Source organism: Achromobacter deleyi (genome assembly GCF_016127315.1).
GTDB classification, from domain to species: Bacteria; Pseudomonadota; Gammaproteobacteria; order Burkholderiales; family Burkholderiaceae_B; genus Achromobacter; species Achromobacter insuavis_A.
In genome coordinates this window covers 6,288,289-6,302,925 of record NZ_CP065997.1, presented here as the reverse complement: position 1 = coordinate 6,302,925, position 14,637 = coordinate 6,288,289, and the positions used below count along the sequence as shown (strand labels likewise).

16 protein-coding genes are annotated in these 14,637 nt (G+C 66.3%); 14 read left to right on the top strand and 2 right to left on the bottom strand.

Features of this window, described 5'->3' with window-relative positions:
• Positions 1-257: 257 nt before the first annotated feature.
• The 7 genes from rfbD to ptsP all read left to right on the top strand — a co-directional run bounded on the left by rfbD (position 258) and on the right by ptsP (position 7,828).
• Positions 258-1,172: a dTDP-4-dehydrorhamnose reductase gene (gene rfbD, locus I6I07_RS28455; protein WP_198484626.1), complete on the top strand. Its 915-nt coding sequence runs from the start codon at positions 258-260 to the stop codon at positions 1,170-1,172.
• A gap of 369 nt (positions 1,173-1,541) precedes the next feature.
• Positions 1,542-3,494 (top strand): threonine--tRNA ligase, encoded by a 1,953-nt coding sequence (gene thrS, locus I6I07_RS28450; RefSeq protein WP_054474767.1) that lies wholly within the window; start codon positions 1,542-1,544, stop codon positions 3,492-3,494.
• A 20-nt stretch (positions 3,495-3,514) separates the two neighbouring features.
• On the top strand, positions 3,515-4,066 hold the full coding sequence (gene infC / locus I6I07_RS28445) for a translation initiation factor IF-3 (protein ID WP_080551054.1): 552 nt from the start codon (positions 3,515-3,517) through the stop codon (positions 4,064-4,066).
• 163 nt (positions 4,067-4,229) lie between these two features.
• Positions 4,230-5,210, top strand: coding sequence for a glutathione synthase (gshB, locus tag I6I07_RS28440; protein ID WP_198484625.1), 981 nt, complete (start codon positions 4,230-4,232; stop codon positions 5,208-5,210).
• Between the two features lie 17 nt (positions 5,211-5,227).
• Positions 5,228-5,629, top strand: a complete 402-nt coding sequence (locus I6I07_RS28435; protein ID WP_006394058.1) for a PTS sugar transporter subunit IIA — start codon at positions 5,228-5,230, stop codon at positions 5,627-5,629.
• Between the two features lie 110 nt (positions 5,630-5,739).
• On the top strand, positions 5,740-6,009 hold the full coding sequence (locus I6I07_RS28430; RefSeq protein ID WP_198484624.1) for an HPr family phosphocarrier protein: 270 nt from the start codon (positions 5,740-5,742) through the stop codon (positions 6,007-6,009).
• 124 nt (positions 6,010-6,133) lie between these two features.
• Complete coding sequence (gene ptsP / locus I6I07_RS28425) at positions 6,134-7,828, top strand: phosphoenolpyruvate--protein phosphotransferase (protein WP_085943841.1); 1,695 nt, start codon at positions 6,134-6,136, stop codon at positions 7,826-7,828.
• 143 nt (positions 7,829-7,971) lie between these two features.
• On the opposite strand, the gene amt is transcribed toward ptsP, so the two are convergent.
• Together amt and I6I07_RS28415 are read right to left on the bottom strand one after the other, a co-directional pair.
• Entirely contained in the window at positions 7,972-9,210 is a 1,239-nt protein-coding gene (gene amt, locus I6I07_RS28420) for an ammonium transporter (protein ID WP_054432357.1), read from the bottom strand.
• Positions 9,211-9,242: 32 nt separating this feature from the next.
• Positions 9,243-9,581: a P-II family nitrogen regulator gene (locus tag I6I07_RS28415; protein WP_006218735.1), complete on the bottom strand. Its 339-nt coding sequence runs from the start codon at positions 9,579-9,581 to the stop codon at positions 9,243-9,245.
• 546 nt (positions 9,582-10,127) lie between these two features.
• On the opposite strand from I6I07_RS28415, the gene I6I07_RS28410 reads away from it, so the two are divergent.
• From I6I07_RS28410 to pheS, 7 genes are all read left to right on the top strand, one after another.
• Positions 10,128-10,565, top strand: coding sequence for a DUF5339 family protein (locus tag I6I07_RS28410; RefSeq protein WP_198484623.1), 438 nt, complete (start codon positions 10,128-10,130; stop codon positions 10,563-10,565).
• Positions 10,566-10,716: 151 nt separating this feature from the next.
• A complete protein-coding gene (locus I6I07_RS28405) occupies positions 10,717-10,968 on the top strand; it encodes an accessory factor UbiK family protein (RefSeq protein WP_006394062.1) in 252 nt (83 codons plus the stop codon).
• A gap of 86 nt (positions 10,969-11,054) precedes the next feature.
• A complete protein-coding gene (locus I6I07_RS31950) occupies positions 11,055-11,444 on the top strand; it encodes a magnesium chelatase domain-containing protein (protein ID WP_420094530.1) in 390 nt (129 codons plus the stop codon).
• On the top strand, positions 11,420-12,598 hold the full coding sequence (locus tag I6I07_RS28400; RefSeq protein ID WP_420094529.1) for a YifB family Mg chelatase-like AAA ATPase: 1,179 nt from the start codon (positions 11,420-11,422) through the stop codon (positions 12,596-12,598). The genes I6I07_RS31950 and I6I07_RS28400 overlap by 25 nt, the downstream gene beginning before the upstream one ends.
• A 357-nt stretch (positions 12,599-12,955) precedes the next feature.
• Positions 12,956-13,153, top strand: a complete 198-nt coding sequence (gene rpmI, locus I6I07_RS28395) for a 50S ribosomal protein L35 (RefSeq protein ID WP_006394064.1) — start codon at positions 12,956-12,958, stop codon at positions 13,151-13,153.
• Between the two features lie 17 nt (positions 13,154-13,170).
• The gene (gene rplT / locus I6I07_RS28390) at positions 13,171-13,530 is read left to right on the top strand and encodes a 50S ribosomal protein L20 (protein ID WP_006387998.1); all 360 of its coding nucleotides are present in this window, start codon (positions 13,171-13,173) and stop codon (positions 13,528-13,530) included.
• Between the two features lie 77 nt (positions 13,531-13,607).
• Positions 13,608-14,630, top strand: a complete 1,023-nt coding sequence (gene pheS, locus I6I07_RS28385; RefSeq protein WP_054432353.1) for a phenylalanine--tRNA ligase subunit alpha — start codon at positions 13,608-13,610, stop codon at positions 14,628-14,630.
• The last annotated feature ends 7 nt before the right edge of the window (positions 14,631-14,637 follow it).

The window sequence follows — 14,637 nt, the reverse complement described above, 5'->3', positions numbered from 1 at the left end:
GTGCGGAGAGGGGCGCCCAAGAGGCGGGGCCGCGCACACGCCGTAACCAGTCCGAAATTCGAGTGCGAAGCTTATGGTCTTACGGCACCGTATAGACGAAAACTAAGAGAGAATCAGACTAAGCGATGAGCGGGGTGGCATTGCGCGACGTTAAATCCGCCTCGCGAGGGACTGCCCGCAAGGCATAAAATCGCAGCATTTCCGGGCCGGCCTGTTGCCAGCCCATGGCGCAGGACTGGCGAGGCGGCGGACGGCGGATGCCCAGCAAAATTCTCGTGATCGGCAGGGACGGCCAGCTCGGCTTCGAGCTGCGGCGCAGCCTTGCCCCGCTGGGCGTGGTGACGGCGGTCGGGCGGACCGACTGCGACCTGACCTATCCGTTGCAGATCGCGCGGCTGGTGCGGCGCGAGAAACCCGACATCATCGTCAACGCGGCCGCCTACACCGCGGTCGAGCGCGCCGAGGAAGACACGGTGCGCGCCATGCGCATCAACGCCGAGGCCGCGGGCGAACTGGCCGCGCTGGCGGCCGACCGCGGCGCGCTCATCGTCCATTATTCCTCCGACTACGTGTTCAATGGCGCCAAGGCGGGCGTCTACGACGAGCAGGACGAACCCGCGCCGTTGAACGTCTACGGCCACAGCAAGCTGGCTGGCGAGCTGGCGGTGCGGGCGCTGAACCCGGCCCACCTGGTGTTCCGCACGTCATGGGTCTACGGCGTGTTCGGCAACAGCTTCCTGAAGACCATGCTGATGGCGCTGCGCCAGCCGGAAGCGCTGCGCGTGGTGAGCGACCAGCGCGGCGCGCCCACTGGCGCCGCGTACATCGCGGATGCCACCGCGCAGGTCGTGGCGCGCTACCTGGCGCGGCCGGCCGGGGTGGCGTTTCCGTTCGGCCTGTACCACCTAGCGGCCACCGGCGACGCCAGCTGGCACGAATATGCCTGCTTCATCGCGCAGCAGGCCCGGCGCGCGGGCCTGGCGGTGACGCTGACGCCGGGCGACATCCGGGCGGTGTCGTCCGACCAATATCCGACCTCGGCGCGCCGGCCCCTGAATTCACGATTGGACAGCCGGTTGCTGGAGCGCACCTTCGGGCTGCGCGCGCCGCACTGGGAAGAGGGCGTGATGCACGCGCTGGCCGCGATCGCCGACAGCCGCAACCTGGCCTGAGGGGCGCCGTCGTCCCGTCATCCGCCGCCAGCGGGCCGGGCGGCGCTCCGGCATCCGCCCCTTTTGTAGCGTAAATGTCACGAAATGGGCCCAAAGGGTGCTACAATCGGCAACGATAAGCGCGCCTTTTGTCCCGGCGCTGCGCACCGCAAGTCAATCCCGAAGGCCCGAGCATCATGTTTTTCCCGCTGGCACGAACTGCGACCCGGAACTTTCGCCCTATGTCGCGTTAGTTTTTCGTGCGTCGGGTTTCACCGTGTCAGGTCAGCGGTAAGACTCAGCAAGACAACCAAATGAACGCGGCTACCAGCCGCGTTTGTCGTTTCTGAATTTCGTTTTTTCTCCCAAGAACCCCAGGAAGCACTCCCGATGGTACAGATCACATTGCCCGATGGTTCGCAGCGCCAATACCCGGGGCCGGTCACGGTCGCCGAAGTGGCGCAGTCGATCGGCGCGGGGTTGGCCAAAGCCGCGTTGGGCGGCCGCGTGACCTTTGACGGCGCCGACTCCACGCTGGTCGACACCAGCTACCGCATCGAAGGCGACGCCCGCCTGGCCATCGTGACCGCCAAGGACGCCGACGGCCTGGACATGATCCGCCATTCCACGGCCCACTTGCTGGCCTACGCCGTCAAGGAGCTGTTCCCGGACGCCCAGGTCACCATCGGCCCGGTGATCGACAACGGCTTCTACTACGACTTTTCGTACAAGCGCCCGTTCACGCCCGAAGACCTGGCGGCCATCGAGAAGAAGATGGCCGAGCTGGCCAAGAAAGACGAGATCGTCACGCGCGAAGTCTGGTCGCGCGACGACGCCGTCGAGTTCTTCAAGGGCATCGGTGAAAAGTACAAGGCCGAGATCATCGCTTCGATCCCGTCGAACGAGCCGCTCAGCCTGTATCGCGAAGGCGAGTTCATCGACCTGTGCCGCGGCCCGCACGTGCCGTCCACGGGCAAGCTCAAGGTCTTCAAGCTGATGAAGGTGGCCGGCGCCTACTGGCGCGGCGACAGCAAGAACGAGATGCTCCAGCGCATCTACGGCACGGCCTGGGCCACCAAGGAAGAACAGGAAGCCTACCTGCACATGCTGGAAGAGGCCGAGCGTCGCGACCATCGCAAGATCGGCCGCGAACTCGACCTGTTCCACTTCCAGGACGAAGCGCCGGGCCTGATCTTCTGGCATCCCAAGGGCTGGGCCCTGTGGCAGCAGGTGGAGCAGTACATGCGCTCCGTCTACCGCGACAACGGCTACCAGGAAGTGAAGGCGCCGCAGATCCTCGACATCTCGCTCTGGAAGAAGACGGGCCACTGGGACAACTACCGTGAAAACATGTTCACGACGGAGTCCGAGAACCGCGTCTACGGCCTGAAACCGATGAACTGCCCGGGCCACGTGCAGATCTTCAACGCCGGCCTGCACTCGTACCGCGAGCTGCCGCTGCGCTACGGCGAATTCGGCCAGTGCCACCGCAACGAACCGTCCGGCTCGCTGCACGGCATGATGCGCGTGCGCGGCTTCACGCAGGACGACGGCCACATCTTCTGTACCGAAGAACAGCTCCAGGACGAATGCGCCGACTTCACGGCCCTGCTGCAGAAGGTCTACCGCGACTTCGGCTTCACCGAAGTGCTGTACAAGGTCGCCACGCGCCCTGAAAAGCGCATCGGCTCGGACGAGGTCTGGGACACGGCCGAACAGGCCCTGATGGAAAGCCTGCGCCGCACCGGCTGCGAATTCGAGATCTCCCCGGGAGAGGGCGCGTTCTACGGCCCCAAGGTCGAGTACACGCTGAAGGACGCCATCGGCCGCCACTGGCAGTGCGGCACGATCCAGGTCGACTTCTCCATGCCCGTGCGCCTGGGCGCCGAGTACGTGGACCAGAACGACCAGCGCCGCCCGCCCGTCATGCTGCACCGCGCCATCCTGGGTTCGCTCGAGCGTTTCATCGGCATGCTGATCGAAAACCACGCCGGCGCGATGCCGCCCTGGCTGGCTCCGGTGCAGGCCGTGGTGTGCTGCATTTCCGAACCTTCGGCCGATTATGCGGCTGAAATCACGCAAAGCCTGAAAAAACAAGGCTTTAGAGTAGAGTCCGATTTGCGCGGTGAAAAAATCACTCGTAAAATTCGGGAGCACAGCCTGCAGAAGGTGCCGTACATCCTCGTCGTCGGCGACAAGGAGAAGCAAAACGGTACCGTCGCCGTACGCGGTCTGGGGGGTCTGGACCTCGGCGCCATCGCGTTCGACGACTTCGTCGCTCGCCTGTCCGAAGACGTATCCACCCGCCGCGACGTCAATCAACCCGATGGCAGCGCTGCTTAACATTTGTAGGAGCTTTCAACATCGCCACTGAAAAAGCCAATCGCATCAACGGTGAAATCCGCGTCCCCGAGGTGCGCCTGATAGGTCTGGACGGAGAACAGCTGGGCATCGTCAAGATCGCCGACGCGTTCCGTCTTTCCGAGCAAAGCGACGTGGATCTGGTGGAAATCGCGCCGAACGCCGAGCCGCCGGTCTGCCGTTTGATGGACTACGGTAAGTTCAAGTACCAAGAGCAGAAGCGTCAAGCCGAAGCTCGTTCGAAGCAGAAGGTCATCCAGGTCAAGGAAGTCAAATTCCGTCCGGCCACCGACGAGGGCGACTACCAGGTCAAGCTGCGCAACCTGCGCCGCTTCCTCGAGGAAGGCGACAAGGCCAAGGTGACGCTGCGGTTCCGTGGCCGTGAAATGGCCCACCAGGAACTGGGCATGCGGGTACTTGAGCGTGTGCGCGACGATCTGCTGGAATTGGCCCAGGTCGAAGCCATGCCGAAGCTCGAAGGCCGTCAGATGGTCATGGTGCTGGCGCCGAAGAAGAAGGCTGTCCCCGCGGGCAAGCCGGAATCGGCGGCATAAAGCTCCTGCCGGCCTTCCTGTCCGGGAAGGCCTGGCCGCTCTTCCCCGCGACCCGCCGTCCAGCCCATGTTCGGCGGGTTCGCTTATTGGGCGGCTCTGCGCTACGATGTCATAGATAGCCGCCTTCCCGAAAGGGAAGGCGGCGTACGTTCGGGGTGTCGCGATGCATGTTTTGTTCGTTTTGGATCCCTTGCCGCTCTTGAAAGCGTACAAGGACAGTTCTGTCGCCATGATGCGTGCCCTGGTGGCGCGCGGCCATACGCTCAGCGTGGCCATGCAGGGCGACCTGTACATCGAGACCGGCACGGTCAAGGCCGTCACCACGCCCATCGAGCTGGTGGCCGACGCCGACCTGCACGGCCATGACTGGTGGCGCGAATCGGCGTCCCGGGACCTGCCGCTGGCCGATTTCGGCGCGGTGGTGATGCGCAAAGACCCGCCTTTCGACATGGAATACGTGTATTCCACCCACCTGCTCGAATACGCCCAGGCGCAGGGCGCCAAGGTGTTCAACAGCGGCGCGGCGATCCGCAACCATCCCGAAAAGCTGGCCATCACCGAGATCAGCGAGTTCACCGCGCCGACGCTGGTGACGCGCAACATGGCGCGCCTGAAGGCGTTCCACGACACCCATCACGACGTCATCGTCAAGCCGCTGGACGGCATGGGCGGCACCGGCGTGTTCCGCCTGCAGCCCAAGGACCCGAACCTCAACGCCATCCTGGAAACGCTCACCGACAACGGCGCGCGCACCATCATGGCGCAGCGTTACATTCCCGAGATCGTCAAGGGCGACAAGCGCATCCTGCTGATCGGCGGCGAACCGGTGCCGTATTCGTTGGCGCGCATTCCGCTGGCCGGCGAGACCCGCGGCAACCTGGCCGCCGGCGGCCGGGGCGTGGCGCAGCCGCTGTCGCCGCGCGACCGCGAGATCGCCGAGGCCGTGGCGCCCAAGCTGGCCGCGCGCGGCCTGCTGCTGGTCGGCCTGGACGTCATCGGCGACTACGTCACCGAAGTCAACGTCACCAGCCCCACCTGTTTCGTGGAAATCGCCGAACAGACCGGCTTCGACGTCGCGGGCATGTTCGTGCAGGCGCTCGAGAAAGCGGTGGCTGCCGGCGCCGCGGTGCCGGCCGCGGCCTGATCCTCCTGGAACCTGTCATGACCACGGGTATCGTCATCGTCGTGCATGCGCCCCTGGGCGCCGCCATGCGCGAATGCGCCAGCCACGTCATGGGCAACCTCGACGGCATGTTGGCGATCCACGACATCCTGCCCGAGGACCGGCCGGACGACCTGGCGCCCGCGGTGCTCAAGGACATCCTCGAGCAGGACCACGGCGGTGGCGTGCTGGTGCTGACCGACCTGATCGGCGCCACGCCCGCCAATATCTCCAAGCGGGCCGTGGCCGACGCCCAGGCGCAGGGCATCCAGTGCTGCGTGCTGGCCGGGCTGAACACGCCGATGCTGTTGCGCGCGCTGACCTACCGTAGCCTTTCGCTGGCCGAGACCCGCGAAAAGGCCCTCGCCGGCGGGGTGCAAGGGGTATTGCGAGTAGACTGACGGACAGGAACTCGTCCGGTTATTTCGGCTAATATTTCAAGCCGACGAGCGGTTCGACAATTTGCTGCAATCACCAACTGCGGTGTGATGCCGTGGTCATAATATTCACTATGCCTAATACAGACATTGTCATCAGCAACAAACTGGGTTTGCATGCGCGGGCGGCCGCCAAACTGACGCAACTGGCGAGCAAGTTCTCGAGCGAGATCTTCATCTCGCGCGGCGCGCAGCGCGTGAACGCCAAGAGCATCATGGGGGTCATGATGCTGGCCGCCGGCCTGGGCGTGACGGTCAAGCTGGAGGCCTCGGGCAGCGATGCCGACCAGGCGCTCTCCGAAATTGAAACTCTGTTCGATAGCAAATTCGGTGAACAGGAATAGCAGCGTTTCCGAATCCACCGGCCCTGACGATGTCGGGGCCGGCATGTCCGCGGCCGCTGCCGCGGTCCAGACGCATGACGGGGCTGGCTCTGCCAGCCCCGTCATTTGTTTGTACGGCAAGGGCGTGGCGCGTGGCTACGCCATCGGCCGCGCGGTGGTCATGGGCGCGGCGGCGCTGGAAGTCGCGCACTACCGCATTGCCCCCGAGGACGTGCCGGCCGAAAGCCGCCGCCTGACCGAGGCGCTGGCCTCGGCGCAGCAGGAATTGCGGCTGCTGGCCGACACCTTGCCGGCCGATGCGCCGCGCGAGCTGGGCGCCATGCTGAACGTGCACAGCCTGCTGCTGGGCGACCCGCTGCTGGCCGAGCAGACGCTGGCGCTGATCGCCGAACGCCACTACAACGCCGAATGGGCGCTGACGACGCAGGGCCAGATCCTGGGCCAGCAGTTTGACGCCATGGAAGACGAGTACCTGCGCGAGCGCGGCGCCGATGTGCGCCAGGTGATCGAGCGGGTGCTGCACGTGCTGGCGGGCACCTCGGCCACCTTGCCGGACATGTCGCACATGGGCGGCGACGACGCGCTGGTGGTGGTGGCGCACGACATTTCGCCGGCCGACATGCTGCGCCTGCGCGGCGGCCGTTTCGCGGCCTTCGTCACCGACCTGGGCGGCCCGACCTCGCATACCGCGATCGTGGCGCGCAGCATGGGCGTGCCGGCCGTGGTGGCCATGGGCAACGTGCGCGAGCTGGTGCGCGACGGCGACATGCTGATCATCGACGGCGCCGCGGGCGCGGTGGTGGTCAACCCGTCGGACCGCATCCTGCAGGAATACCGCCGCCGCCAGGCCGCCTACGCCGACGAGCGCGCCGAGCTGGGCCTGTTGCGCGACGAACCGTCGGTCACCCTGGACGGCATCGACATCGTCCTGCATGCCAACATCGAGCTGCCGGAAGAGGCGGCGCTGGCGCTGGCCTCGGGCGCGCACGGCATCGGCCTGTTCCGCAGCGAGTTCCTGTTCATGGGGCGTCCGGACCTGCCGGGCGAGGAAGAACAATACGAGGCGTATGCATCGGTCGTGAAGGTGATGGCGGGCCGCCCGGTCACCATCCGCACGCTCGACATCGGCTCGGACAAGACCCTGGACGGCGAGGCCACCGTGGCCACCAATCCGGCGCTGGGGCAGCGCGCCATCCGCTACTGCCTGGCGCGTCCGGAGATGTTCGCGACGCAGTTGCGCGCCATCCTGCGGGCCTCGGCCCACGGCCCGGTGCGCCTGCTGATCCCGATGATCGCCCACATGCATGAAGTGGTGGCGACGCGCGCGGCCATCGAATCCGCCCGGCGCGAGCTGGATGCGCGCGGGCAGGCCTACGCGCCGCACATGGAAGTCGGCGCCATGGTCGAGGTGCCCGCCATCGCGATCGCCATCGAGCCCTTCGCGCAGGCGCTGGACTTCCTGTCGATCGGCACCAATGACCTGATCCAGTACACCCTGGCGATCGACCGCGGCGACCACGACGTGGCCGCGCTGTACGATCCGCTGCATCCGGCCGTGCTGCGGCTGGTGGCCCACACTATCAACGCGGGCGAGCGGGCCGGCAAACCGGTCGCGGTATGTGGCGAAATGGCCGGCGATTCGCGCATGACGCGCCTGTTGCTGGGCCTGGGCCTGACCGAGTTTTCCATGCATCCGCAGCAACTGCTGGACGTGAAGCGGGAAGTGCGGCGGGCGCACACCAACGCGCTGCGCGTGAAGGTGGCCAGCGCCCTGAACCGGGCCTTGCCGGTCGATCTGGACACGCTCGATCTGGCCTGACGGCCATTGGCGCCGGGGCATGGCTCCGGCGACCAGAAAAGCCCGGCGCATGCGCCGGGTTTTTTTACGCCCGGGCGTAGAAAAGCCCCCTACAAGAGGGGGCTTTCCATCGCTCCGCCCGGCAGCGGGCGGGAGCGTGACGATCAGCTGTGGTAGGCCGATTCGCCGTGGCTGGTGACGTCCAGCCCTTCGCGTTCCTGGTCTTCCGGCACGCGCAGGCCGCACAGGGCATTGGCGATCTTGTAGGCGATCCAGGCGACCACGCCGGACCAGACGATGGTCAGCAGCACGCCTTCGAGCTGCACCCACAACTGGCCCAGGATCATGCCGGGTTCCGCCAGGCCCGGACCGCCAAGGACCTGGGCGTTGAAGATGCCGGTCAGCAGGGCGCCGACAATGCCGCCCACGCCGTGCACGCCGAATACGTCCAGCGCGTCATCGGCGCGCAGCAGGCGCTTCAGGCCATTGACGCCCCACACGCAGACCACGCCGGCAATCACGCCGATGATCAGCGCGCCCACCGGGCCGACCAGGCCGGCCGCCGGGGTGATGCCCACCAGGCCGGCGATGGCGCCGGAGGCGGCGCCCAGCATCGAGGGCTTGCCCTTGATGGCCCATTCCGTGAACAGCCAGGCCAGCACGGCGCCAGCGGTGGCGATCATGGTGTTGAAGAAAGCCAGGGTGGCGTTCTCGTTGGCGGCCAGGGCCGAGCCGGCGTTGAAGCCGAACCAGCCCACCCACAGCAGGGCGGCGCCGACGAAGGTCATCGGCAGGTTGTGCGGCTGCATGGCTTCACGGCCGTAACCGACGCGCTTGCCGACCACATAGGCGCCCACCAGGCCGGCCACGCCGGCGTTGATGTGCACCACGGTGCCGCCGGCGAAGTCCAGCGCGCCCTTGGCGTTGAGCAGGCCCGGCGCGGTTTCCGAGGCGAACCACACCATGTGCGCGATGGGGATGTAGGCGAAGGTGAACCAGATCACCGTGAACACCAGCACCGCCGAGAAGCGGGCGCGTTCGGCGAAGCTGCCGACGATCAGCGCGCAGGTGATGCCGGCGAACGTGGCCTGGAACGAGGCGAACAACAGCTCGGTCAGCGAGTTCGACATGGCGTACTTGCCGTCGGCCGGATTGAACATGCCGGAGAAGAAGGCGCGCGAGAGGCCGCCGAAGAACGCATTGCCTTCGGTGAAGGCGAGCGAATAACCGTAGATGAACCAGAGGACCAGGCCCAGCACGAACGTGCACAACACTTGCAGCAGCACCGACAGCACGTTCTTGCTGCGTACCAGGCCGCCATAGAACATCGCCAGACCGGGTACGGCCATCATCAATACGAGGAGGGTAGAGACGAGCAACCAGGAGATATCTGCTTTATCCATTTTCAGGCTCCAATGAGTCTTTCTTATTTGTTCTACAGCGCAGCTTCGCCGGCTTCACCCGTCCGGATGCGGATCACCTGTTCAAGAGGGGCGGCGAAGATCTTGCCGTCGCCGATCTTGCCGGTGCGGGCGGCTTGTTCGATGGCTTCGATGACCTGGTCGACCAGGTGGTCGGGCACGGCGGCCTCGACACGCAGCTTGGGCAGGAAGTCGACGGCGTATTCCGCGCCGCGATACAGCTCGGTGTGGCCTTTCTGGCGCCCGAACCCTTTCACTTCGGTAACGGTGAGGCCCTGGACGCCGATTCCGGATAGAGCCACCCGCACTTCGTCGAGCTTGAAGGGCTTGATGATGGCGATGATGAGTTTCATGGCATTTCCTCTCATGGTTGCACGTTGGCATCGTCAATCAAGCAAATTCCATGCCATGCGGGCCGGTACCCGGAAGGCGGAAAGGCAGGCGCGTTTGTTGTGCCTGTATGCACCAATGTAGTGCGTCATGCACCACGCGCCAGCCTCAAACCGGTGCATGGCGGGCCAAAGTGAGGAATGCAACGGAATATGTTTCGCCGCCGCCATTTGTTGCCAGTTGATGCCGGGGCGGTCGCCCTTTGTCGCGTTTGCCGCAGGCGTGGCGGCCTTGGGCGTTGACTGCCCGACAGGCCGCTGAACGTTGCTGGCCGGGCCTCGGGTGGGGGATGGCCCTGGCGTCAGGCGATTGAAAGCGGTTCGGACAGGCCGTCAAAACGGGGGCGGGGCGTGATACGAGGGTTTACACGCATAAGCTTGTTGCCAAAGGTAGGCTGAAGAAGAATCAAGTCCAGCTCATGGCGGTATCTGGGCGTGACCGGGCCGCGGCAAGGGACACCGGCGTCGCGGCTCTCTGAACAAAGACGAAAAGCAAGAAAGGAAAGAGGAATGATGACGATCCAACGCAAGACCTTTGCCGTGCTGGCGCTGACCGCTGCGCTGGCCGCGCTGGCCGGCTGCAACAAGAGCGATGAAAAGGCCGCGCCGCCCGCGGCATCGACCACGCCGGCGCCGTCGACCACCACGCCGGGCACGCCGCCCGCGGCCACCACGCCGCCGGCTTCCACCCCCGGGCCGTCCAGCTCGGCCCCGGCCGCCGGCGCCACCGCCGGCCTGCCCGCCGAATGCGACGCCTATCTGACCAAGGTCAGCGCGTGCATGGACAAGCTGGGCGCGTCCAACCCCGCGGCGGCCAGCTTCAAGCAGCAGCTCGACGCGGCCAAGACGCAGTGGGCCACGATCAGCGACAAGACGCAGCTGGCGTCCCAGTGCAAGCAGTCGGCCGACCTGTTCGCGCAGTCGGCGACGCAGATGGGCTGCCAGTAACGATGTTGGTAGGGGGCTGCCCCCAAGGCGGCCCGGTTTTCTCCTGTGCTTTGATGGGCGGTCACCGCATGCGGCCCGCCCTTTTTTTTGCCCGCGGCCAGGCCCGTGGAAAGCACTACACTTGAGGCACCAAGAACATCGTGAGGCCGCTATGAACAATCGCACCCAGTGGATGGAAGACATCCAGAAGAACATCTCCGACCTGATCGCCCGCAGCCCGGCCGCGGACGTCGAGCGCAATGTCCGCGCCATGATGACGCAGGCGTTCTCGAAGCTCGATCTGGTCACGCGCGAGGAATTCGATGTGCAGGCCGACCTGCTGGCGCGCACGCGTGCCCGCGTCGACCAGCTGGCCGCCACCGTCGAGCAGCTGGAGTCGCGCCTGTCCGCCCTGGACAAGTAATCCGCGCGGGACACTTTTGCCACGGCCGCCTGCGCGGCCGTTTCTGTTTTCGCCATACTCGTCTTCGATTGTCATCGGAGACTGTCTTGACGCTAGCCGTAATCGCCAGCCGTACCCTCAGCGGCCTGCATGCCCACGCGGTGCGGGTCGAAACCCACCTGGGGCCGGGACTGCCCAGCTTCAACGTGGTCGGCCTGCCCGACACCGAGGTGCGCGAAAGCCGCGAGCGGGTGCGCGCGGCCATCATCAACAGCGGCTTCAATTTTCCCGCCGGCCGCATCACCGTCAACCTGTCTCCCGCCGACATCCCCAAGGAATCGGGCCGGTTCGACCTGCCCATCGCCGTCGGCCTGCTGCTGGCGGCGGGGCAGCTGGCGCCACAGGGCGAGGGGCGGCAACCGGGGGCGAGGGCGCCGCCGCGCCAGCGCCGGATCCGCTGCTGGCCGGCCTGGTGCTGGCCGGGGAGCTGTCGCTGACCGGCGCGCTGGTGCCGGTCGCGGCCGCCCTGGTGATCGCGTTGAGCGTGGCGCGGGAATCCCCCGGCGCCACCTTGATCCTGCCCGCTGGCAGCGCCGGACAGGCGGCCTGGGTCGAGGGGCTGCGGGTGCTGTCGGCGCGCAGCCTGGCGGACGTGGCGGCGCACGTGGCGGGCCATTGCCGCCTGCCGGACGCGTTGCCCGACGCCTGGCCCGAGGCGCCGCCGATGCCCTGCCTGGCGGACGTGCGCGGGCAACCTGGCGCGCGGCGCGCGCTGGAGGTCGCGGCGGCGGGTGGCCACAGCCTGCTGATGGTGGGGCCGCCCGGGGCCGGCAAGAGCATGCTGGCCGCGCGCCTGCCGGGCCTGTTGCCGCCGCTGCCGCGCGCGCAGGCGCTGGAGGTCGCGGCCCTGGCCGCGCTGGCGGGCGCGCCGCCGGTCAGGATGGGCACGCCGCCGTTTCGCGCGCCGCACCACTCGGCGTCCGCCATCGCCCTGGTGGGCGGCGGCGGCCGGCCACGGCCAGGGGAGATCAGCCTGGCCCATCATGGGGTGTTGTTTCTCGACGAGCTGCCGGAATTCAGCCGGCGCACGCTGGAGGCGCTGCGCGAGCCGCTGGAGACGGGCAGGGTGGTCATCGCCCGGGCGCTGCAGACGGCGCAGTTTCCCGCTCGCTTCCAGCTGGTGGCCGCGATGAATCCTTGCCCCTGCGGCTGGCGCGGCCATCCACGGCGGGCCTGCCAGTGCACGCCCGACCAGGTGGCGCGCTACGCCGGCAAGGTCTCGGGGCCGCTGCTCGACCGGATCGACCTGCATGTGGCGTTGCCGCCGACCGACCTGGAAAGCCTGCAGGGGCCGCCGGGCGAGGCGTCCGAGCCGGTCAGGGCGCGCGTGGCGCGTTGCCGTGAACGCCAGCTGGCGCGCCAGGGCAAGCCGAACGCGGCGTTGGCCGGCGCGGAGCTGGAGCGCCACTGCCCGCTGCGGCCGCCGGCCCGCGACCTGTTGCTGCAGGCGATGCGCCGGCTGGCGGGTTCGGGCCGGGCCATGCACCGCGCCCTGCGGGTGGCCCGGACCATCGCCGATCTCGACGAGGCGGACGGGCTGGAGGCGCACCATGTGGCGCAGGCGGTGCAGTACCGGCGCCCAGGGGCATGATGCGCGGCGGAGCCCGTTGCCGCCGCCAGGGTGGGTAGGTTCCGTCCCTGCATGTTTCCCCGTGTCTGCCCGCAAGCCCCGATCCGGCTCGACAAAACCAGGGAAATCACCATATAATCAAAGGCTTTCCCGGATCCAGGCCATTTTTTTCGCCCGGGCCATCGGGGAAAGTTGCAGTACCCCAGCAGTTGAAGTACCCCCGAAGTACCCCCAGAAGTGGCAAGAGGTCCTCAAGTTTTGCCGCAATGGTGTAGGTCGAACGCTCCCGCCTTCGTGGCTTGGGGCGGCGCCAACCGCCTTGCGACAAGCACCTCGCGTCATGTAAATCAACAATAGTGTTCAGTTTAGGGAATCATCATGCCCAAGATGAAAACCAAGAAAAGCGCCGCAAAGCGCTTTCAGGTTCGCGGCAGCGGATCCATCAAGCGTGGTCAGGCGTTCAAGCGTCACATCCTGACCAAGAAGACGACCAAGGCCAAGCGCCAGCTGCGCGGTTCGGCAGCGGTCCATGAATCCAACGTGGCTTCCGTGAAAGCCATGATGCCTTTCGCTTGATCTAAGGGAGATCTACTATGCCTCGCGTCAAACGCGGCGTAACTGCCCGCGCACGTCACAAAAAAGTCATTTCCGCCGCCAAGGGTTACCGTGGCCGCCGCGGTAATGTGTTCCGTATCGCCAAGCAAGCGGTCATGCGCGCTGGCCAATACGCCTACCGCGACCGCCGCAACAAGAAGCGCACGTTCCGCGCGCTGTGGATCACGCGTATCAACGCCGCCGTCCGCGAACATGGCGTCAGCTACAGCGTGTTCATCGCCGGCCTGAAGAAGGCTGCGATCGAACTCGACCGCAAGGTCCTGGCCGATCTGGCCGTGCGCGACAAGGCCGGCTTTGCCGCCATCGTGCAGCAAGCCAAGGCTGCCTTGGCTGCCTGATCGCGCGCTTTAACTCATCGCGCATCGCTGCAAACGGGGCTGTAATGGCCCCGTTTGCGTTTTGAAGGCTGGATTTCATGACTCAATCGGTTGACGACCTGGTTTCCCAGGCGCAAGAACGGTTCGCCGCGGCCACCGACGCCGCCGCGCTCGAAAACGCAAAGGCCCGTTTCCTGGGCAAGGACGGCGCGCTGACGGTCCTGCTCAAGGGGCTGGGCAAGCTCGATCCCGAGCAGAAGCGCGACATGGGCGCCCGGATCAATCAGGCCAAGCAGAAGGTCGAAGAGCTCCTGAACCTGCGCCGCGCCGCCCTGGTGCAAGCGGAACTGGATGCCCGACTGGCTTCCGAAACCATTGACGTATCGTTGCCGGGCCGTGGCCGCGTGCCGGGCGGCATCCATCCGGTCATCCGGACCTGGGAGCGCGTCGAAGAGATCTTCCGCTCCATCGGCTTCGACGTGGCGGACGGCCCCGAAGTCGAGAACGACTGGACCAATTTCACCGCGCTCAACAACCCGCTGGACCATCCGGCGCGTTCCATGCAGGACACGTTCTACGTCGACATGAAAGACGCCGACGGCCTGCCGCTGCTGCTGCGCACGCACACCAGCCCCATGCAGGTGCGTTACGCCCGCATGCACAAGCCGCCTATCAAGGTCATCGCGCCGGGGCGCACCTACCGCGTCGACAGCGACGCCACGCACTCGCCCATGTTCCACCAGGTGGAAGGGCTCTGGATCGCCGAGGACATCTCGTTCGCCGACCTGAAGGGCGTGTATACCGATTTCCTGCGTTGCTTCTTCGAAAGCGACGATCTCGTCGTGCGGTTCCGCCCGTCGTTCTTCCCGTTCACCGAACCGTCGGCCGAAATCGACATGATGTTCACGTCGGGCCCGAACCGCGGCCGCTGGCTGGAGATCTCCGGCTCGGGCCAGGTGCACCCGCAGGTGGTGCGCAACTTCGGCCTGGACCCTGAACGTTATATCGGCTTTGCCTTCGGCTCCGGACTCGAGCGCCTGACGATGCTGCGTTACGGCGTCAACGACCTGCGCCAGTTCTACGAAGGCGATTTGCGCTTCCTGCGCCAGTTCAACGAATAACAGACGG